At 47.1% G+C, this 19,488-nt stretch carries 20 protein-coding genes and 1 riboswitch; of the genes, 14 read left to right on the forward strand and 6 right to left on the reverse strand.

Annotation, left to right across the window (positions count from 1 at the left end; genetic code table 11):
- The first annotated feature begins 62 nt into the window (after nt 1–62).
- Complete coding sequence (locus tag BP97_RS0110960) at nt 63–680, forward strand: nitroreductase family protein (protein WP_028549133.1); 618 nt, start codon at nt 63–65, stop codon at nt 678–680.
- Between the two features lie 128 nt (nt 681–808).
- Here the strand turns inward: BP97_RS0110960 and BP97_RS0110965 are convergent, their stop codons facing one another.
- Complete coding sequence (locus BP97_RS0110965; protein ID WP_028549134.1) at nt 809–1,444, reverse strand: FMN-dependent NADH-azoreductase; 636 nt, start codon at nt 1,442–1,444, stop codon at nt 809–811.
- 369 nt (nt 1,445–1,813) lie between these two features.
- On the opposite strand from BP97_RS0110965, the gene BP97_RS0110970 reads away from it, so the two are divergent.
- The 4 genes from BP97_RS0110970 (at nt 1,814) to BP97_RS0110985 (ending at nt 4,829) form a co-directional block, all read left to right on the forward strand.
- Nucleotides 1,814–2,548 (forward strand): amino acid ABC transporter ATP-binding protein, encoded by a 735-nt coding sequence (locus tag BP97_RS0110970; RefSeq protein WP_028549135.1) that lies wholly within the window; start codon nt 1,814–1,816, stop codon nt 2,546–2,548.
- Nucleotides 2,549–2,569: 21 nt separating this feature from the next.
- Entirely contained in the window at nt 2,570–3,409 is an 840-nt protein-coding gene (locus tag BP97_RS0110975; protein WP_028549136.1) for an ABC transporter substrate-binding protein, read from the forward strand.
- Between the two features lie 86 nt (nt 3,410–3,495).
- Nucleotides 3,496–4,155: an amino acid ABC transporter permease gene (locus BP97_RS0110980; RefSeq protein WP_036745701.1), complete on the forward strand. Its 660-nt coding sequence runs from the start codon at nt 3,496–3,498 to the stop codon at nt 4,153–4,155.
- Between the two features lie 23 nt (nt 4,156–4,178).
- The gene (locus BP97_RS0110985; RefSeq protein ID WP_028549138.1) at nt 4,179–4,829 is read left to right on the forward strand and encodes an amino acid ABC transporter permease; all 651 of its coding nucleotides are present in this window, start codon (nt 4,179–4,181) and stop codon (nt 4,827–4,829) included.
- Between the two features lie 268 nt (nt 4,830–5,097).
- Here BP97_RS0110985 and fabF read toward each other — a convergent pair whose 3' ends face one another.
- On the reverse strand, nt 5,098–6,336 hold the full coding sequence (gene fabF / locus BP97_RS0110990; RefSeq protein ID WP_028549139.1) for a beta-ketoacyl-ACP synthase II: 1,239 nt from the start codon (nt 6,334–6,336) through the stop codon (nt 5,098–5,100).
- A 131-nt stretch (nt 6,337–6,467) separates the two neighbouring features.
- Here fabF and BP97_RS0110995 point away from each other — a divergent pair, with 131 nt between their 5' ends.
- The 4 genes from BP97_RS0110995 to BP97_RS0111010 all read left to right on the forward strand — a co-directional run bounded on the left by BP97_RS0110995 (nt 6,468) and on the right by BP97_RS0111010 (nt 10,693).
- Nucleotides 6,468–7,325: a helix-turn-helix transcriptional regulator gene (locus tag BP97_RS0110995; RefSeq protein ID WP_028549140.1), complete on the forward strand. Its 858-nt coding sequence runs from the start codon at nt 6,468–6,470 to the stop codon at nt 7,323–7,325.
- A gap of 326 nt (nt 7,326–7,651) precedes the next feature.
- Nucleotides 7,652–9,007 carry a dicarboxylate/amino acid:cation symporter gene (locus tag BP97_RS0111000; protein WP_028549141.1) on the forward strand — a complete coding sequence of 452 codons (1,356 nt, stop codon included), beginning with the start codon at nt 7,652–7,654 and terminating at the stop codon, nt 9,005–9,007.
- A 138-nt stretch (nt 9,008–9,145) separates the two neighbouring features.
- Nucleotides 9,146–10,102, forward strand: coding sequence for a helix-turn-helix transcriptional regulator (locus BP97_RS0111005; RefSeq protein WP_156043191.1), 957 nt, complete (start codon nt 9,146–9,148; stop codon nt 10,100–10,102).
- An 84-nt stretch (nt 10,103–10,186) separates the two neighbouring features.
- Nucleotides 10,187–10,693: a DinB family protein gene (locus tag BP97_RS0111010; RefSeq protein WP_028549143.1), complete on the forward strand. Its 507-nt coding sequence runs from the start codon at nt 10,187–10,189 to the stop codon at nt 10,691–10,693.
- 88 nt (nt 10,694–10,781) lie between these two features.
- Here the strand turns inward: BP97_RS0111010 and BP97_RS0111015 are convergent, their stop codons facing one another.
- Nucleotides 10,782–11,264: an NUDIX hydrolase gene (locus BP97_RS0111015; protein WP_028549144.1), complete on the reverse strand. Its 483-nt coding sequence runs from the start codon at nt 11,262–11,264 to the stop codon at nt 10,782–10,784.
- A gap of 319 nt (nt 11,265–11,583) precedes the next feature.
- Nucleotides 11,584–11,724, forward strand: a riboswitch (cyclic di-AMP (ydaO/yuaA leader).
- Between the two features lie 174 nt (nt 11,725–11,898).
- Here BP97_RS0111015 and BP97_RS0111020 point away from each other — a divergent pair.
- Nucleotides 11,899–13,662, forward strand: coding sequence for an APC family permease (locus BP97_RS0111020; protein WP_081824056.1), 1,764 nt, complete (start codon nt 11,899–11,901; stop codon nt 13,660–13,662).
- Between the two features lie 14 nt (nt 13,663–13,676).
- Here the strand turns inward: BP97_RS0111020 and BP97_RS40165 are convergent, their stop codons facing one another.
- Nucleotides 13,677–13,835 carry a hypothetical protein gene (locus tag BP97_RS40165; protein ID WP_156043192.1) on the reverse strand — a complete coding sequence of 53 codons (159 nt, stop codon included), beginning with the start codon at nt 13,833–13,835 and terminating at the stop codon, nt 13,677–13,679.
- 117 nt (nt 13,836–13,952) lie between these two features.
- Complete coding sequence (gene purB, locus BP97_RS0111030; RefSeq protein ID WP_028549146.1) at nt 13,953–15,311, reverse strand: adenylosuccinate lyase; 1,359 nt, start codon at nt 15,309–15,311, stop codon at nt 13,953–13,955.
- A 265-nt stretch (nt 15,312–15,576) separates the two neighbouring features.
- Here purB and BP97_RS0111035 point away from each other — a divergent pair, with 265 nt between their 5' ends.
- The 4 genes from BP97_RS0111035 to BP97_RS0111050 all read left to right on the forward strand — a co-directional run bounded on the left by BP97_RS0111035 (nt 15,577) and on the right by BP97_RS0111050 (nt 19,112).
- A complete protein-coding gene (locus BP97_RS0111035) occupies nt 15,577–16,077 on the forward strand; it encodes a TRAP transporter small permease (protein WP_028549147.1) in 501 nt (166 codons plus the stop codon).
- Nucleotides 16,078–17,376 (forward strand): TRAP transporter large permease, encoded by a 1,299-nt coding sequence (locus BP97_RS0111040; protein WP_028549148.1) that lies wholly within the window; start codon nt 16,078–16,080, stop codon nt 17,374–17,376.
- Between the two features lie 85 nt (nt 17,377–17,461).
- Nucleotides 17,462–18,499 carry a TRAP transporter substrate-binding protein gene (locus BP97_RS0111045; RefSeq protein WP_028549149.1) on the forward strand — a complete coding sequence of 346 codons (1,038 nt, stop codon included), beginning with the start codon at nt 17,462–17,464 and terminating at the stop codon, nt 18,497–18,499.
- Between the two features lie 115 nt (nt 18,500–18,614).
- Complete coding sequence (locus tag BP97_RS0111050; RefSeq protein ID WP_028549150.1) at nt 18,615–19,112, forward strand: DinB family protein; 498 nt, start codon at nt 18,615–18,617, stop codon at nt 19,110–19,112.
- 154 nt (nt 19,113–19,266) lie between these two features.
- On the opposite strand, the gene BP97_RS0111055 is transcribed toward BP97_RS0111050, so the two are convergent.
- Nucleotides 19,267–19,488, reverse strand: a 222-nt coding sequence (locus BP97_RS0111055; protein ID WP_028549151.1) for a transposase, incomplete at its 5' end; no start/stop codon positions are given.

Genomic DNA, 19,488 nt, shown 5'->3' on the forward strand with positions numbered 1-19,488 from the left:
AATTCGGTCTTAGAAAAACAAGCCATCCTAGTTTATTACCTTATCATAGGAGTGAATACATCATGAATCATACTGAGCAAAAACAAACGGCAGAAGAAACGATGCTGGGTCGCCATTCCGTTCGTCAATTTCAACCCGGAGTACAAATTCCGGAAGCGGAGTTGAACGAGATTTTATCTCTGGCTGCAAGCGCACCGTCTTCATGGAATCTACAGCATTGGCGTTTCCTGGTCGTTAGTGAGCAGGCGAATAAAGAAAAATTGCTTCCGGTCACCTATAACCAAAAGCAAACTGTAGATGCGTCCGTTGTTGTTGTAGTGCTCGGGGATCTTCAAGCAAACCTTGTCGCTCCAGCTGTGTATGAGCAAGCAAGTTCCCAAATTCGTGATATGATGCTCGAACAAATCAACGGTGCCTATAACAATAATCCGGTCTTGGCACGAGATGAAGCGATCCGAAACGGTTCCTTGGCAGCCATGCAGCTGATGCTGGCAGCTAGAGCCAAAGGCTACGATTCGGTACCTATGGGCGGATATGACCGTGATGCTCTCATTAAAGAGCTGAATATTCCGGATCGTTATGTTCCTATTATGATCGTCCCAATCGGTAAAGCAGCGGCTCCTGGCCGTGCGACGGATCGTTTGCCGCTAGAGCAGCAAGTCATTCGCGAAAGCTTCTAATATAGACTGTGTAAGTGGCTTAACAAGGGATGCCTTAGGGTGTCTCTTTTTCTATATCTTTTTTGCAGCATAACACAAAAAAGCACTAACCCCTCGTTGACGGGCAGTGCTTGTTCCATCTGGGCTTATTAAAAAGATTTGGCTAAAGAGACGGCTTTATCAATACCTTCCTGCTTGATGGCAGCGGCACGATCCGGGTACTGGTTATGCCCCTCGATGAATAAGCCTTGAAAATCCGTTATTCCGAAAAATTGCATGATAGCGGCCAAATGCCGATGTCCCATTTCCATATCAGACATAGGTGCTGTTGAATAAATACCGCCACGTGCTTGAATATGCAGAGCCTTTTTATCCGGAAGCAAGCCAACCGGGCCCTCCGCCGTATATTTGAACGTCTTGCCTGCTGCACAGATGGCGTCGATGTATGCCTTCATAATAGGTGGATAGGAGAAGTTCCACATCGGCGTTATGAACACATATTTGTCAGCTGCAACAAATTGGTCAACAAGCTCATTCAACCGGTTTACCTTGGATTTCTCTTCCGCTGACAGGGTGCTTAGCTCACTACCGGAACGAAGCTTGCCCCAGCCGCTGAATACATCAGCGTCAATATGAGGAATGTGGGCTTTGTATAGATCCAAATGGATCACTTCGTCTTTAGGATGGGCTTCACGGTAGGCTTGAACGAAAGCATTACCAGCTGCCATACTGAAGGACTGTGTCTCATCGTTAGGATGCGCAATAATATGAAGTAAAGTAGCCATGAGGTCGTATCGTCCTTTTCTGAGCGTTATTATACGAGGGAGCTTCCTTCCCATTCGCATACATACAATTTGCCCATTCCCAAGAGCTAATATGTTGAATCTTGTCTGGAGAATGGAGCCATGCTGCTTCTTGATTTTCGAAATTTTGACCATCCAGCCCAAGGGATGGTTTTTTTGTGCTTTCAACGCTCCAAAACCTCGAAATCCCTTCTTTCTTCTGGAAAAAACGTAGATAAAATACAATAAAACGCTTCCAGGTGTCATACTTTTCACATTTGGGTAATAACTTGTAATTACCTGTTAGCCCGAAAATCAATGCTTCAGGTTAAGTTGATGTAAAGAAAACTGCTGTACGACGGGAGGTGACCTATGATTCAATTTCGCAATGTCAATAAGCACTATGGACAATTTCACGTACTTAAGGACATTAACTTATCGATTCAACAGGGCGAAGTCGTCGTGGTTATAGGTCCGTCTGGTTCCGGCAAGAGCACCTTGCTTCGCTGCATCAATCGGCTGGAGGTTATTACGGATGGGGAACTGAGTGTAGGCGAAGCCAAGCTGCATGACAAGAAAATGGACGTCAACAAGCTGAGGCGCAATATTGGGATGGTGTTTCAGCACTTTAACCTGTACCCGCACAAGTCCGTGCTGGACAACATTACGCTTGCACCCATGAAGGTGCTCAAGATTCGCAAGGATGAGGCGGAACGAACCGCCATGCTGTATCTCGATAAGGTAGGCATTCCTGAGAAAGCCAAGGCTTATCCATCCGAGCTGTCCGGAGGGCAGCAGCAGCGGGTAGCCATTGCCCGGGGACTTGCTATGAAGCCGCAAATTATGTTGTTCGATGAGCCGACATCAGCTCTGGACCCGGAAATGATAGGGGAAGTGCTTGATGTCATTAAAGGTTTGGCACATGAAGGAATGACCATGGTGGTCGTGACTCACGAAATGGGCTTTGCCCGCGAGGTGGCCGATCGCATTGTGTTTATGGATCAAGGACAAATCGTGGAGGAATCAGAGCCTGCTGCATTTTTTTCCAAGCCTCGTGAAGAGAGAGCGCAATTGTTTCTTAAACGGTTATTACAACATGGATCATAGAGAGGGGACAGGTAGATGGGAATGAGGAAAAGGAAGCTCGGGATTACTGTGTTAGCTTTGTTAACCTTGTTAGCGGTTGTGGTGGCTGGCTGTGGTACGAAGGATCAAGGGGGAGGCTCATCGACAAGCCCTGCTAAGACGTCGGGTAAAACACTGGATGATATTAAAAAGCGAGGCAAGCTCGTCGTAGGCGTGAAGTACGATACGAAGCTGTTCGGACTGAAGGACCCGGGAACAGGCGTAGTAGAGGGTTTTGATATCGATATAGCGAAAGCCTTGGCCAAAAAAGTACTTGGCGACGAGAGTAAGGTGGAGCTGAAGGAAGTAACGTCAAAGACGCGCATTCCGATGCTTAAAAATGGCGATATCGATATGATCATCGCTACGATGACCATTACCGAGGAGCGCAAGCAGGAGGTAGACTTCACTGACGTGTATTTCAAGGCCGGACAATCGCTGCTGGTCAAGAAAGGCAGTCCGATCAAATCGATAGCCGACATAAAAAAAGGCATGAAGGTTCTCACAGCCAAAGGCTCAACCTCTGCGCAAAATATTCGAGAGAAGGCTCCCGATGCGACGGTACTCGAGTTTGAGAACTATCAGGAAGCGTTCACGGCTCTAAAAGCAGGGCAAGGTGATGCGTTGACAACGGACAATGCTATTCTTTACGGAATGACCAAGCAGGATCCGAACTACCAGGTGGTGGACGGTACATTCACGGATGAACCTTATGGGATAGCTATTCGCAAAGGAGATACGGAATTTGTGACGTACGTCAACGATTTCCTCAAAGCGATGAAATCCAGTGGCGACTACGATAAATTATATGAAAAATGGATCGGAGAAAAGCCGGCGAAGTAGCACTATCGACTGAAGAAGCAGAGGGATGGATAGTCACGCAGGCTATTCATCCCTTTCGTTTAACGTTGATGAAAGGAGGGGTGGAGATGGGCGCCATCCAATTCAATATTTTGTGGAAGTATTGGGATTTGTACCTGGAGGGCTTCCTCAATACGCTGCAGGCAAGCGTCATCGCGTTGGTGGGGAGCTTTGTGCTCGGGACTATAGTAGCCGTCATGCGGATATCTCCGGTCAAGCCTCTTAATTGGCTCGGCACGGCATATGTCGAGTTTATTCGTAATATTCCGATTCTGTTGATCGTATTCATATTCTTCCTCGGCCCTTCAGCGCTAGGCTTAAGCTTAAGCGGCTTTGCCGCGGGCACGATCGGGCTTACGATTTATACAGCTTCTTTCATTGCTGAGGCGATCCGCGCCGGTATTCAGGCCGTGCCGAAAGGACAAACGGAAGCCGCTCGATCCTCAGGGCTTACGTATGCTCAAACGATGGGGCTCATTGTGCTTCCGCAAGCTTTGAAAATGGTTGTGCCCGCGCTAGGCAACCAGTTTCTTAATCTGGTGAAAAATTCGTCCGTTCTGAGCGTCGTAGCGGGCTTGGACTTAATGTATTATGCAGATCTTATTTCGACCAAATCCTTCGTTACGTTCAGTGTGTACATATTCGTTGCTTTATTTTACTTGGTTATTACGATTCCGCTTAGCTTCGGAGTAGCTTACTTGGAGCGCCGAATGGCGAGAACCCATTAGCTGGAGACGGGAGGTGAGGGCATATGAATTTTGCGGAAGCGTATACGTGGGATCATATCCGATTTTTGCTTGAAGGGCTTGGAGTTACGATTAAGGTTGCTTTTTTTGCCATTATACTCAGCTTTATTATCGGCTGCTTGCTGGGCACAATACGTTATACAAAGCTGCCGGTCGTCTCGCAGTTGACTGCTGTATGCGTAGAAATAATACGGAATCTGCCCTTGCTGTTGATTATTTTCTTTACGTATTTTGCGCTGCCGGAGGTAGGATTAAAGCTCAGTATTGAAAATGCGGCGATCGTTGCGCTAACCGTATTCGAAGCGGCTATGATTTCGGAAATCGTACGCGGCGGGCTTAACTCCATAGATAAGGGGCAGATTGAAGCGGCCCGATCCTCGGGAATGAACTACATACAGACGCTTGGCTACATTGTTTTGCCCCAGGCGCTAAGACGGATGATGCCTCCGATGGTGAGCCAATTTATTTCGCTTCTAAAGGACACTTCTCTTGCGGTTGTTATTTCGCTAGCCGAATTGATGCATAACGCCCAAATCATTAATGGGCAGAATGTGAATTTCGTCATTCCGACACTGCTTATGACGGCTCTTATGTATTTTATCGTTAATTACACGCTGTCCATTGTAGCTCGGCGATTGGAGGCTCGTCAGGTGTAAGGCGGCTGTCCAGTTGCCTTATATCTGACGAGAAACCTATAAAAATAGAATTGCATAGGTGCTTCGGTAAGATATCCCCTCCAACCGCTGTTGTTATATGGAAATTTCCAATTTATCTGCTTTACAGCGGTGATTTCCCTATAACAAAGGCGGACGCTATCGCTTTTCCAGGGATATCCTACCTTCGTACCTTGTCACTTCTTTGAGTTGTTTCTTGTCAAACCAAAGGCGGCTGCACAGCCGCCTTTTTGAATTAAAGTAAAAGAAGTTATTCTTTGTAGCTCTTTAACACAACGACCGCATTATGACCGCCGAATCCGAACGAATTCGACATGCCGATAGTCAGATCCGCGCGGCGGGCCGTGTTGGGAACATAATCCAGGTCGCAGATATCGTCCTGCTGCTCTTGGTTGATCGTAGGAGGGATAAGCCCTTCCTGCAAGCTCTTCACCAGTGCGATGGCTTCCACTCCACCGGCAGCTCCAAGCATATGTCCAGTCATCGATTTATTCGCCGTGACGGGAATGCGGTAGGCGGCATCGCCGAACAATTTCTTGATGGCGAGTGTTTCCGACTTATCTCCGGCTTCAGTACTGGTCGCGTGCGCGCTTATGACATCGATGTCTTCTGGATGGATTCCAGCTTCCCCGATGGCCAACTTCATGGCCTGATAAGCACCAATTCCTTCAGGGTGGGTCGCCACCCGATGATAAGCATCGGAGCTAGCCCCATAGCCGACGACTTCAGCATAGATGCGGGCATTTCTGCGAATCGCGTGGCTTAAGGATTCCAATACGAGAATGCCGGCACCTTCGGCCATGACGAACCCGTCTCGACCCGCGTCGAAAGGTCGGCTGGCACGTGCCGGCTCGTCATTGCGCGTGGACAAGGCCGTAGCGTTGCCGAAGCTTGCCAAGGAGATCTCCGTCACTGCGGCCTCGGAGCCGCCTGCCAAAATCACATCGGCCCCTCCATACCGGATGAGGCGCATTGCTTCGCCGATGGCCGTATTTCCGACAGAGCATGCGGTAACTGGTGATAAAGTAGGGCCTAACGCGCTGAATCTCATACTGATCATGGCAGCAGCCATATTCGAGATCATCATCGGAACTAATGACGGACTCACCCGTTCTGGTCCGCGTTCTCGCAGTATGGCATCTTGATCGAGAAGTGTTTGAATACCGCCGATACCGGAGCCGACGTAAACGCCGAGCCGTTCATGATCCAAATGCTCAAGCTGAAGACCGGCATCATCTACAGCTTGTTCAGCTGCTGCCAGCGCAAATTGGCAGAATCGGTCCATCTGCCGGGCTTCCTTACGCCCGAAGCGGGCCTCGGCGTCAAAATCCCGGACCAGTCCGGCTATTTTGGCTTTTTGTCTAGAGCAATCAAAAGTATCAATAAGGGAAATGCCCGATTCGCCTTGAACTAGACGGTTCCAGAATCGGTCTACATTGTTGCCAAGCGGCGAAATAACACCCATTCCTGTAATAACTACGCGTTCCATCGTCATTCACCCTTTCGGATTTGTTGTAATGAAGCTTATGATGTCATATCATTTATCCTATTACAAGTTGTAGTTTATACTAGTATAATAGGTACCATGATAAGGTTAATACAGGGAAGGGTGTACTGCTAATGAATCATCAGACGAGACTTCAGGCGCTTTCTGCCTTTTTAAAAGCGCAGCGTGCCAAAATCGCTCCTGAATCCGTAGGACTGGTGTCGGGGAGCCGAAGAAGAACTCCCGGCTTGAGAAGAGAAGAGGTTGCTCAGCTGGCGGGAGTCAGTGCAACCTGGTATACGTGGTTGGAGCAAGGACGAGATATTAAAGTATCTGTCTCTGTACTGGATTGTATAGCTGCCGCATTAAAGCTGACGGTGGATGAACGTAAATATTTGTTTTCTTTGGCGATGGATACCGGCTCGGGAACCAGTTTGTTGCAGGAAGATCATCCAAAGATCAGTCCATCCTTGCAGACGATATTACAGGAGCTGCGAAATTGCCCCACGATCATATCGGACAGGCGCTGCCAGATCGTCGGGTGGAACCAGGCGGCCTCCCACATTTTCTTGGACTTTGAACACATACCGGTGGAGCAGCGGAATATGATCCGTCTTTTGTTCACGAGAAAAGAGTTCCGCAGCCTAGCCGTGAACTGGGAGCATTTTGTCAGCGGCTTTCTCTCGATCTTCCGGGCTTATTACGGTCAATATGTCGATGACGAGTGGTACGAGCAGTTTCTTGAGGAGATGAAGGCGCTGCATCCCGATTTCCATTCCCTTTGGGAGCAAAGCAGAGTAAGCTCCGCCCCCGAAGTATTGATCGAATTCCGCCATGCCAAAGCAGGTAAAATGCTGTTCCACCTGACCTCTTTGCAGGTGCAGGGGGACGCGGATTTACGCTGCAGTATCTATACTCCGGCCCCAGATACGTCTACAGAAGCCAAAATAAAACGATTAATGGAACGCAAATCCGCAGCAAGCAATATATAAGCTACAAAATAGCAGCCGTGCAGTGCATATCTATAGAAAAGGGAGCGCGGCTGGATATCCAGTCTTTTATTGAAAGCGAATACATATTTAATTGAATGACCGGTGAGCATAAGTTCTTATTTTGAATCGCTATCGTAAAATGATAGTACGATACATCATCGATGCTCGGATTCCATCAAAACACGCTATTAATGCGGTTCGCTAGGCAAAACTTGACAAAATACTTTTTTGCAAAAATATTCTTGACAGTTGTAATGGATGGAAGTATTATTCTTGTATCGCATAAATCCTACTAAAATAGTAGGGTATTGAAGGAGATGGGTAGTGTGAACAACAACTTGGTTACCGCGTTTCAAACGAACTGGGTAAGCTTGCTTGTGTCTTTAGTCATTATTGGCTTACTTTACTTTTTAGCTAAAAAACGCGTAGGTTTCGGTAATCGAGTGCTCCTCGCTCTTGGATTAGGTCTTATCGCAGGAATTTTCTTCAACACTTATAAGCTGAGTGCGGTAAGTGTAAGCACGATCGGAACGATCTACGTCAACCTGGTGAAAATGCTTGTTATTCCACTGGTTGTCGTGCTGGTTATCAACAGTATCACGTCGATTTCTAGCTTGGGTCATTTGCGTAAAATCGGTGTAAAAACGATTTCCTTGTTCTTCATCACAACAGGGATTGCAGCATTAATCGGTTTGATTGTAGCCTTGATCTTTGATCCAGGTTCAGGTATTGCACAGGAAATTCCTAAGACGTTCAAGCCTCGCGATATTCCAACATTCTCTCAAGTTATTTTGGATTTGGTACCAAGCAACCCTATTGGTGATATGGCTGGTGCTAAAGTCGTACCGGTGCTTGTCTTCTCGATCTTCGTTGCTATCGCTATGGTGCAAGTAGGAAGCAAGAAGCCTGAAGTTATTCAACCTGTTAAACAGTTTATCGAATCTTTTGCACAAGTGATGCATCAGGTTACTAAATACATCATTCGTTTGACTCCGTATGGCGTTTATGCGCTGATCGGTGCAATGGCTGCCAAGTACGGTCTGGAAACATTGGCTCCGCTTGTAAAAGTTATTTTAGCGACTTACGTAGCGTTGTTGGCTCACTTCATTATTACGTTCGGCGGTTTGGTCACTTTCGTTGCGAAAGTAAATCCAATCAAGTTTTTCCGCAAAGCGTATCCAACTATTGCTGTAGCTTTCACAACACGCAGCAGCTATGTAACACTGCCAGTAAATATGGAAGTTATTACGAAAAGACTGCGCGTATCACCGCGTATTGCAAGCTTCGTAGCTCCACTAGGCGCAACGATGAACATGAACGGCTGCGGTGGCGTATGGCCAGCTGTAGTAGCCATTTTCGTAGCACGTGTATATAACATTCCGCTTGGTTTTTCGGAATACATTTTGATCGTATTGGTAAGCATGATTTCTTCTATCGGTGTTGCAGGGGTACCTGGACCGGCTGCTATCTCGACAACCGTCGTACTGACAGCGCTTGGTTTGCCGGTTGAAGGCTTGGGTCTTGTATTGGCTATCGATGCTGTGGTAGATATGGGTCGTACAGCTGTTAATGCGACTGGTACAACCGTGTGCTCCTTGATCGTAGCTAATTCAGAAGGGGAGTTCGACCGCGAGTCGTTCAACCGTGACGAAGAAGATCAAATGGAATTGAACGCCGTATAATAGAGTTTGAAAAAAATGAAGATGCAGCTTGGTTCCCAAGGGAATCAGGCTGCATTTTTTTAGTTGCGCTAAAAGCAACGGTTGCCTTAGGACGGCGTCAAAGGTAACATAAAAAGTAAAAAAAGCACAAAGGAGGGAATGCCATTGAAGCTTGACCGATTGTTAGCCATCACAATGCTGCTGCTGAATCGTAAACGAGTCGGAGCTCAAGAGCTATCCGAACGGTTTGAGGTGTCCCTGAGAACCATTTATCGGGATCTGGAGGCGCTGAATCAGGCGGGTATTCCGATTGTTTCTTTTGCAGGTGCCGCCGGAGGCTATGAAATTATGGATCAATATCGGCTGGATCGGCAATTTCTTTCTCTGGATGAGCTGCAGTCGATTATTATAGCACTTAGAGGCGTGGGTTCCACGTTCGCAGATCAGGATATAAGTAGTTTACTAGATAAGGTGGGAGCGCTGGTAGCCCGCTCCGAGCAGCGAGAGCTGAACAATATGAGCCAGCAGCTGATGATCGATCTGAATCCATGGCATGGAGGCAAGGCGGAAAAGGAAAAGCTCGGTATTCTCCGTTCAGCTGCACGCGATTCGAAAGTCATTCGATTCGCCTATACTACCTCGCAGGGGGATTCATCCGAGCGGATGTGCGAGCCCATGGGCGTCGTATTGAAGGGTTATGTATGGTATTTGTACGGATTTTGCAAGCTTCGCGAGGATTACCGGATATTTCGCTTAACGAGGATAGAGCAGTTAGCGGTCTTGGATGAGACCTTCGTACGCCGGCCCAAGACGCTGGAGCAGCTTGATTTTCAATGGACGCGTCAGGAGAATCCGCCGAATCTCATTCGGTTGGTACTGCGGTTTCATCCTCGTGCGAAAGCGCGGTTACAGGATTACTTTGCATTTGGGCAAATAGAGACGCAGCCTGACGGTACGATTCTGGTAACCGCCAATCAGCCGGACGAGCCCTGGCTTTACGGGATGCTGCTCAGCTACGGCGCAGATGTATTCATTATGGAGCCCGAATCAGTTGCACAGACGATAAGAGAGATGGCGCAAAAAATAGTGGAGCAATATCAACTAACCTTGACATAGGGGTGTCAGGGTTAATGATGTATAGTGAAGGTAAGCAAGTGGGAATACAACATTAGGTGACTATTGAAGGAGGATGTATTGAACATGTTTACTTCTATACAACAATTTGCAGCAAGCTGGAGCAATGAAACGGCTGCCACGCAGCGTGTGATGGATGCATTAACGGACGCTTCGCTAAATCAAAAAATTACCGCTGATCACCGCAGCCTGGGACAGCTTGCTTGGCACTTGACCACAACCATTCACGAGATGTCATCTCGTACGGGTCTTAAGTTTACACCAGCAGCTGAGGATGAGCATGCGCCTGCACCGGCTTCTGCGCAAGCTATTGCCGACGCCTACCGCAGTCAGAGAAATGCGCTGCTGGAAGCGGTACAAGCTCAGTGGAAAGATGAGGACCTGGTTCGTATAACCTCTATGTATGGTGAGGAATGGCCGAATGGATTGACACTCCACTTGCTTATCCAGCATGAAATTCATCATCGCGGTCAAATGACGGTGCTTATGCGTCAGGCAGGACTGCGTGTGCCGGACATTTACGGCCCTACCCGTGAGGATTGGATCGAACGCGGTATGACTCCGCTCGTATAAAAACAAAGAGGCTTTTCCTCGAGTGAAGGAGACTTGAGGGAAAGCCTCTTTGTCTGTTGATTTTCGTATGACAGCATATAGATCCGATTTACATGGTCCTTTGCAGTTTCAGTTCAAACTGGGGTTTGGTCACATATTCCATATAGTAAACCTGACCGCCAAAGTCCAGATATGCCTGATAGCGGGTACGGATTGCCGGTGCTTTAATCAATTCAAGTACTTGATCCTTAGGGACCCAGCGGCTGTCCGAGGTCTCCTCTGAGGTACACAGTTCTCCGCCAACCGGCTTGCAGACGTAGTCAAACATGACTTTGGTAGGAACATCCGTTACACCGTCATGCCATTTGTAGGTGGCTGTATTCGAATATACCCCGATTAATTGAACGGCAAACGCATCGATTCCGCTTTCCTCCTTGATCTCTCTGCTTAATGCATCCAGCAGATTCTCTCCGACCTCCACCTGTCCGCCCGGGAATACCCAACCGTCATGGTGGGTCTTCACTAAGAGAATATGTCCGTCTTCGTTTTCTACGAAACCGCCCACTGCTACAATATGTGTCGGCATTGCCATCTTTTTAGCCTCCAAACATAAATTTTTTTGAAACTTTTTAGCGTAATCAATATATGGTAATTTTACCATTAATCCCCTTGAATTCTTCTGATTTTAGGCTGACACATGGATGATAGGAGCCCGTTAGCAAGTGGTTTGCTTTGCAAGAAAAATATTTTTTTGTAAACGAAAGCAATTCGTTAAAATAGCATGGCAGATGTTCTGCGATGATGATGTATGCGCTATCATGACTTAAAGCAGACTCAAATGGCGCTATTAGTGATGTTTAGACACATTTACTTTTGATTCATTACTAAGTAATATTCAATGGTGCTTTAATAATTTCATATTGCTTAATCTTCTAAAAGAAGAGCGGGGGACCCATAACTTGGGGTGAATCCTATTGCGTAAGCATAGGAAGGGCATGCTTCTCACAGCCCTAATCCGACAGCTAACCTCGTAAGCAAGAGTGAGAAGGAGAGATGAACACAGGACTCTTGCCTTGTGTTTTTTGTGTTTTTACGGGACATATTAAACACGAAGATGTATAAAACCAATTATTTCTAACCGGGGTGCACACAAGGTGACAACAGATTCTTTAAAAAGAGTAATTTTCGGCAGGCCGCTAAAATCCAACGAACTGGAACATGAAAAGATGCCGGTTTGGAAGGCTCTTCCGATTTTATCGTCGGACGCTTTATCGTCTGTAGCTTACGGAACGGAGCAAATCTTGCTCGCACTTGCTACCGTTGGAGCTGTGGCGGCTTTTGCTTATTCATTGCCTATTGCTATTGCCATCATATTGCTAATTACCATCTTGGTCATCAGCTACAGGCAGGTTATTGATGCCTATCCGCAGGGTGGCGGAGCATATATGGTTTCCAAGGAAAACCTGGGCATGTCCTTCGGGCGATTGACGGGTGTATCTCTATTAATCGATTACACGTTGACCGTTGCGGTTTCCGTTTCGGCTGGCGTGCAGGCTATTACATCCGCCTTTCCCATTGCGATTCCTTATATCGTACCGATAGCGCTGTTCCTGGTTTGGCTTATGGTATGGCTAAATCTGAGGGGAACTTCAGAATCGGGAACGGTGTTTGCCTTTCCGACGTATTTCTTTATTCTCTGCGTGCTGGTGTTAATCGGCAAAGGGATGTTTGACCTAATAACCGGTGCCAGTCATGCGTCATCAATCCATGTAATCCCATCCTCAGTCCCTTCGGGGCTAACGATGTTCGTATTGTTGAAAGCTTTCTCTTCCGGCTGTTCGGCTGTTACCGGGATTGAGGCCATTTCCGATGCGGTGCCTCACTTCAAGACACCATCCAAAGACAATGCCAAAAGGACTTTGCTGTCATTGGGCATTTTGCTAGCCATTATTTTCGGCGGCGTTACGATCTTGACGATGGCTTATGGCATTACGCCTGATCCTAAGGGTCATACCTCCGTGCTGTCCATGGTGACGGAGAGCGCGTTTGGCCGGGGCACTATGTACTATGCGACGCAGATCGCCACGATGATGATACTGACTCTAGCTGCTAACACCAGCTTTAACGGTTTCCCCATCTTGGCATCGATTATGGCACAGGATAAAAATTTCCCGAGAATGTTCGCTAACCGGGGAGATCGATTGTCCTTTCATTTCGGGATTGTCACGTTGGGCATTTTGGCCAGCCTACTGCTTATTGCCTTTAGGGGGAAAACCGACGCACTTATCCCGTTATATGCAATCGGTGTCTTCTTGTCCTTTACGCTGGCTCAGAGCGGCCTAGTTCGTAAATGGCTCAGAGAGAAACAAAAGGGCTGGCAGGGCCGGTTAATTGTTAACGGGTTGGGCGCTCTCGTTTCGTTCGCCGTTCTTCTTATTTTCTGTGTGACCAAGTTTATGGAGGGCGCCTGGATCGTTATTATTTTGACACCGATCCTTTTATGGTTTATTACCAAAATATACGATCATTACGAGGATGTTGCGGCACAGCTTCGAATTAATTTGGATGAGCCGCTGCCCCATAAGGAATCGATTATCATTATCCCGATTGCAGGGATTCATCGAGTGGTTGCTTCCACAATTTCTTATGCCAAAACATTGTCGCCGAACGTCGTTGCGTTCTATATCTCTTTTTCAGATGAAGATGAGGAGAAGATGGAAAAGAAATGGGAGCAATGGAATCCGGGGGTGCGGCTGGTTGTTTTCCGCTCCAGGTATCGGACCATTGTTAAGCCATTGGTTGACTTTATTGAACGGATTGATACGCATGTCAAAGAGAAGCAGACCATCATGGTGCTTCTTCCCCAATTCGTAGCGAGAAAATGGTGGCACCGGCTGCTTCATAATCAGTCTGCCTACCGTATACGGTCTAGGCTGTTGAAGGAAAAGGATGTTGTTGTAGCAACCGTGCCTTTCCATTTGAGTGAATAATAAAGAAGAGAGTCCTAATGGGCTCTCTCTTCTTTTTCTTCTTCTTCTTCTTCTTCTTCTTCTTCTTCTTTTTTATTCCCATTTGGTACTATGACATAACTATGTTCATTGGTCTTGACCGACCAATCCTCTTGTGAACTAAAGAGCTCGTTTAACAGGGCGTCTATTTCCACGATGACTCACTCCCTCATTCTTAATCTACCATTGAAGAATAGTCCCTACTTATTAAGTTAACCTTAAATGAGGGCTGGTATTCAATGACAATTAAAGGGAAGTGAGTGTTGTTTTAACTATTGGATGTGGCGGATAAGCTTGTCCGCAATGCCGATATAGCTTGCTGGAGTTAACTTCAACAGACGTTCTCTCTCAGCATCAGGCAAGCCAAGATCATGGATAAACTCGGCTATACGCTGCGGAGTAACCTCTACGCCCCGTGTCAATTCCTTCAACTTTTCATATGGATTTTCATAGCCAACTCGACGCATAACGGTTTGAATGGCTTCACCGAGCACTTCCCAGCTCTCATTGAGATCCTGTTGAATGGCTGCTTCGTTAACCGACAAGCTGCTCAGTCCTCGCAAGGTAGCTACAATGGCAATATACGAATGAGCGATACCTACGCCCATGTTGCGCAAAGCGGACGAATCGGTTAAGTCGCGTTGGAGACGCGAAATAGGCAATTTATTCGCCAAATGATCCAGCATGGCGTTGCTAATTCCCATGTTGGCTTCCGAGTTCTCGAAGTTAATAGGATTAACCTTATGCGGCATAGTGGAGGAACCGACTTCACCGGCAACCACATTTTGTTTGAAATACGCAAGTGAAATGTATTGCCATACGTCGCGGTCAAAATCAAGCGTGATATTATTAAATCGCATCAATGCATGGAATAGCTCGGCCATGTAATCATGAGATTCAATTTGAGTCGTAAGAGGATTGTAGGTCAATCCGAGATGCTCGACGAAGGAACGGGCAATTTCTTCCCAAGGCGCTTCTGGATAGGCGATCGAATGAGCGTTGAAATTGCCCACCGCCCCATTGAATTTTCCGAGGTATTCCTGCGCTTTGATTTGCTTGAGCTGGCGATTCCAGCGGTAGATAAACACGGCTAGCTCTTTACCTAGCGTCGTAGGGCTTGCAGTTTGCCCGTGGGTACGAGAAAGCATCGAAACTTCTTTTGTGGATTCCGCAATACGAGATACCTCAGCTGACATTTTCTCAGCAATCGGAAGCCAGCCGTTTTCAATCCCGTGTTTCAGCATGAGAGCGTGGGACAGGTTATTGATATCTTCGGATGTGCAGCTAAAGTGAAGGAATTCCTTGACGTCTGCAAGCGAAGTGGGGTCCAAAGTTTCTTTAAGGAAATATTCAACGGCCTTAACGTCATGTTTGGTCGTACGTTCGATTTCTTTGATGCGTAGAGCGGAGGTATCATCGAAATTTTCCGTAATTGCTTTTAACAGTGCGATCTCTTCGGATTTGAATTCACGTACTTCTGCGATTTCGGGTCTTCTGGACATATGGATAAGCCATTCCACTTCCACATATACCCGATACTTCATGAGAGCCCATTCCGAGAAATGCTCTGCTAATACTTCCGATTGTTCTTTGTATCGCCCATCCAAGGGAGATATGCTTTTAATTGACATTGTTCAGCCTCTTTCTGTTCACTTGATCGTTAGTAGTTTCTTCAAAACGAGAACCATCATTCCAATTATACAATATGCTTCAAAAGTTTCACTACCCTGTCCACTACAACGAAGTGTAAACCGCATCAAAAAGACCTAAAAAAATTACAAAAAATCCTAAAACCAATGGTGTACCGTTTCGGGCTCTTATTCTTTACAATAAGGTTTGTTAACAAATTTGTAAGTGCTTACATTGCTATAATCCAAGTCTGAAGGGGGATGAAAAGTGAAAGCACTCAAAAAGGCGGTATTATGGATCGACAGCTTTTTTGAAACCTTTTCGATGACAGCGCTATTGGCTATGATTCTTATTGTAACGACCCAAGTGCTGACACGAAAGCTGTTTAACTTTGTTTTGTTCTGGTCGGAGGAAGTGACGCTGCTGCTGCTGGTCTGGTTTTCCTTTCTCGGTATTGCGTTCGGCTTCCGAGAGCATCTGCATCTGGCCATCGATACGTTCACGAGCAAGTTTCCCCCCAAGGTAAACTGGGTGCTCGATAGGATAATTTATGCAAGCACGTTTGCGTTCGGAGTGTATCTGATCCTGTCCGGTACCGAATTTACTATTCTAATGAACGAGAGTACTCTTGCGGCAACCAAGCTGCCGAACAGCATCATTTATGTTGTCATGCCGATCACCGGCTTGCTCATATGCGTGTATTCCTTGCTGCAGTTTGTTGGTATCGACACAAGAAGGCATCGGGGTATGGAAGAGGGGAATCACTAGATGGAAGAAACGACAATCGCAATATTGATTCTATGTGTTAGCTTCATTGTGCTGATGGTGCTGCGGTTTCCAATCTCGTTGACGCTGGCGCTGTCTACCTTGGTGACAGTGATATACTTGGGCATTCCACTGGCTGTCGTAGGTCAACGGATGATTCAAGGTATCAGCTCTTACTCACTGCTTACGATTCCATTCTTTATTCTCGCGGGACATATAATGAGCGAGGGGAAGCTTGCTTTGCGGCTCGTGAATCTCGCACAGCTGATTGTCGGTGGGATACGGGGCGGGTTGGCGATGGTGAACTCGGTCGCGTGTATGTTTTTTGGCAACATATCCGGTTCGGCGGTAGCAGATGTATCCTCAATCGGCTCCGTCATGATCCCTATGATGAAGAAAAAAGGCTACGATACGGATTATGCCGTAGGTGTTACCGTATCCTCAGCGATTCAAGGCGTTGTTGTTCCTCCCAGCCATAATCTCGTTCTGTATTCTTTAGCAGCGGGTGGAGGAGTGTCGATTGCGAGCTTGTTTCTGGCAGGAATCGTGCCCGGATTGATACTATGCGTATCGTTGATGGCAACGAGCTATGTCTATGCAATCAAGCGCGGCTATGCCAAGGGAGATCCGGTAGAGCGCAAGGAAGTTCCTAAGATCGTGCTCGACGGTCTCATGTCGCTGATGACGGCGGCCATTATTCTCGGTGGAATCTTCAGCGGCTGGTTTACAGCTACGGAGTCCGGTGCATTGGCTTGCTTGTACGCTTTCATCCTTACGTTTCTTATTTATAAGGACATTCCGATCAGCCGGATGTGGATCATTTTACAAAAAACGTTCCGCACTGTGTCCATGGTGCTGTTCCTGATCGCCGCGTCCGACGCATTCAGTTGGTTGCTGGCGTACTTGAAAATTCCGGGAATGGTGACGGATGCAATGCTCGCGATTTCCGACAGTCCGATCATTATTCTACTTATCATCAACATCGTACTGCTTATTCTTGGAGCTCCGATGGATATGGCCCCGCTCATTTTGATTATGACGCCGATTCTGCTTCCTGTCGTAACCCATCTCGGGATGGATCCGGTGCACTTCGGCATCATTATGATGCTTAATCTGGGGATCGGCCTGCTGACTCCTCCGGTGGGGACCGTGCTCTTCGTTGGTTGTGCCATAGGTAAAATATCGATCAGTCAAGGAACGAAAGCGATGATGCCCTTCTTCTATGTGATGTGCCTGGTGCTGCTCGTGTTGACCTACGTGCCGGATTTAGTGATGTGGCTGCCCAATATGATGAAGCATTAAAAGCCTGGTGATCGAACGCAGTGGACACGATTCGCCGGACTTTTACAACAATAATCCAATCCGTAAAAAAAGGGGAAATGTACGAATGAAATCGTTCAAGAAAACGCTAAACGTACTTTCATGCGTAATTATTGCAGGGAGTGTCATCGCAGGCTGCAGCACCAAAGATCCCGTCAAAGCAACAACAGCAGGAGGAGACAAGAAGGCGGAGGGGAAAAAGTATACGTTCCGACTGGCTGACACGCATCCGCCCGATTACCCGACCGTTGTTGGGGATAAGAAGTTCGCTGATCTGGTAAATGAGCGCAGTAATGGACGGATTAAAATCGATGTCTTCCCATCATCCCAGCTAGGGGAGGAAAAAGCGGTTATCGAGCAGGTTCAGCTCGGCGCTATCGAGTTCACCCGTGTCAGCAGCGGACCGCTGGCGGAATTCAACAAAAATTTTGGCGTATTCAGCCTTCCTTACGTCTTTGATAGCGATCAGCATCTATGGAAGTTCCTGGAGAGCGACAACGGCAACAAGCTTCTGGATAGCTTGGAAAGCTCGAAGATGAAGGGCTTGGCTTATTACAGCTCTGGCGCGCGGCACTTTTATTCCCGCAAGCCTGTAACCAATCTGGCGGAGCTGAAAGGGCAGAAGATTCGTGTTATCCAGAATAAAATCAATATCGATCTGATGTCTGCGCTCGGAGCCAATGCGACGCCGATGGCTTATGGAGAAGTGTTCAGCTCCCTGCAAACCGGCGTAATTGACGCAGCGGAAAACAATTTCCCGAGCTATCAGTCCTCGAACCATTTTGAAGTGGCGAAAAATATGATCCTCGACGGTCATCAGCGCGTACCGGAGGTGCTCATGATCAGCCAATCCGCCTGGAATAAGCTGTCTGAGGAAGACCGTAAAATCGTGAAGCAGGCTGCTATCGATTCCGTCAAAACCCAACGCGAATCATGGGATAAGTACGAGAAGGACGCAGAGGCCAAAGTCCGCGCGGCAGGCGTTAAAATTACGGAAGTGAAGGATGTTAAGCCTTGGCAGGATGCGGTTAAACCCGTTATCGATAAGTATCGTGCCGAATATAAAGAGGTATTGGATCAAATTGATGCGGCAAGAAAAAAATAATATAGGCATTCACGGACTGCTGACATCCTGTTGGCAGCAGTTCGTCGTATAATACAATTAAAGGAACAAGCCTTAAGCGTTCCGTTAACTATTAATGAAAATGGAGGGTTTAACTATGTTTGTAACAATTCAAAGCTTTATAGAAGATTATCGGCACGAAGCAGCAACGACTCAGAAGCTATTGGATGCTTTAACAGACGAATCACTTTCTCAAGAAGTAGCCCCCGGTTATCGGACGCTGGGTCACTTGGCTTGGCATTTGGTCCCGTCAGGAGGCATATTGAATCCGACCGGATTAAGATTCGAAGCTCCCGCAGAGCGAAGCGAGCCGCCAGCATCTGCTGCTGCGATTGCAGAGGCTTACCGCAGAACGACGCAATCGCTGCTTGAGGCGGTTGAAACTCAATGGACGGATGATACGCTGCAAGTATCTAATAGCATTTTTGGGCAGCAATGGAAGAATGGATTAACGCTAAATCTTTTCCTTAGACATGAAATTCATCATCGCGGCCAATTGACCATCCTTATGCGGCAAGCTGGAGTTCCTGTCACAGGAGTATATGGTCCTACTAAAGAAGAGTGGGCTGCTATAGGAATGGAAGCTCCAGTCTAGGAAATTCGTTGTTAGAGCAGAGAAGGAATACTGATGAACGTAAAAAAGAAGAACCTTCACGGTTCTTCTCAGATTGTAGAGAAACCCATGTTTTTTTAAAACGTTGGGTTTCTTTCTGTATTTAGAGGCTATTTTGAGAAGGCCGGATGGGAGGCTAGGCCTCTTTCGCCTTCCGCTCCAGATGGAATGCAATCTTTTTCATGTTTTGTACGGCTGCTGTCATAAGCGCTTGCTCCGTGACATTTCGAAGCCCCCGCAAACGGCAATAGCGAAACCCATGGAGCTGTTTAGCGTCCGCGAAGCTTCGCTCAATCGTTTCTTTTCGTTTTTGGTAAAGCCGCTTACCGGATCTACTCAACCGGTTTAATCGCACTTG

Source organism: Paenibacillus sp. UNC451MF (genome assembly GCF_000686845.1).
In the GTDB taxonomy this organism is placed as follows: domain Bacteria; phylum Bacillota; class Bacilli; order Paenibacillales; family NBRC-103111; genus Paenibacillus_S.

Coding starts and splice junctions, on each gene's coding strand:
- BP97_RS0110960 (WP_028549133.1), top strand. CDS start 63: ATGAATCATACTGAGCAAAAACAAACGGCAGAAGAAACGATGCTGGGT.
- BP97_RS0110965 (WP_028549134.1), bottom strand. CDS start 1,444: ATGGCTACTTTACTTCATATTATTGCGCATCCTAACGATGAGACACAG.
- BP97_RS0110970 (WP_028549135.1), top strand. CDS start 1,814: ATGATTCAATTTCGCAATGTCAATAAGCACTATGGACAATTTCACGTA.
- BP97_RS0110975 (WP_028549136.1), top strand. CDS start 2,570: ATGAGGAAAAGGAAGCTCGGGATTACTGTGTTAGCTTTGTTAACCTTG.
- BP97_RS0110980 (WP_036745701.1), top strand. CDS start 3,496: ATGGGCGCCATCCAATTCAATATTTTGTGGAAGTATTGGGATTTGTAC.
- BP97_RS0110985 (WP_028549138.1), top strand. CDS start 4,179: ATGAATTTTGCGGAAGCGTATACGTGGGATCATATCCGATTTTTGCTT.
- fabF (WP_028549139.1), bottom strand. CDS start 6,336: ATGGAACGCGTAGTTATTACAGGAATGGGTGTTATTTCGCCGCTTGGC.
- BP97_RS0110995 (WP_028549140.1), top strand. CDS start 6,468: ATGAATCATCAGACGAGACTTCAGGCGCTTTCTGCCTTTTTAAAAGCG.
- BP97_RS0111005 (WP_156043191.1), top strand. CDS start 9,146: ATGCCATTGAAGCTTGACCGATTGTTAGCCATCACAATGCTGCTGCTG.
- BP97_RS0111010 (WP_028549143.1), top strand. CDS start 10,187: ATGTTTACTTCTATACAACAATTTGCAGCAAGCTGGAGCAATGAAACG.
- BP97_RS0111015 (WP_028549144.1), bottom strand. CDS start 11,264: ATGGCAATGCCGACACATATTGTAGCAGTGGGCGGTTTCGTAGAAAAC.
- BP97_RS0111020 (WP_081824056.1), top strand. CDS start 11,899: ATGCCGGTTTGGAAGGCTCTTCCGATTTTATCGTCGGACGCTTTATCG.
- purB (WP_028549146.1), bottom strand. CDS start 15,311: ATGTCAATTAAAAGCATATCTCCCTTGGATGGGCGATACAAAGAACAA.
- BP97_RS0111040 (WP_028549148.1), top strand. CDS start 16,078: ATGGAAGAAACGACAATCGCAATATTGATTCTATGTGTTAGCTTCATT.
- BP97_RS0111045 (WP_028549149.1), top strand. CDS start 17,462: ATGAAATCGTTCAAGAAAACGCTAAACGTACTTTCATGCGTAATTATT.
- BP97_RS0111050 (WP_028549150.1), top strand. CDS start 18,615: ATGTTTGTAACAATTCAAAGCTTTATAGAAGATTATCGGCACGAAGCA.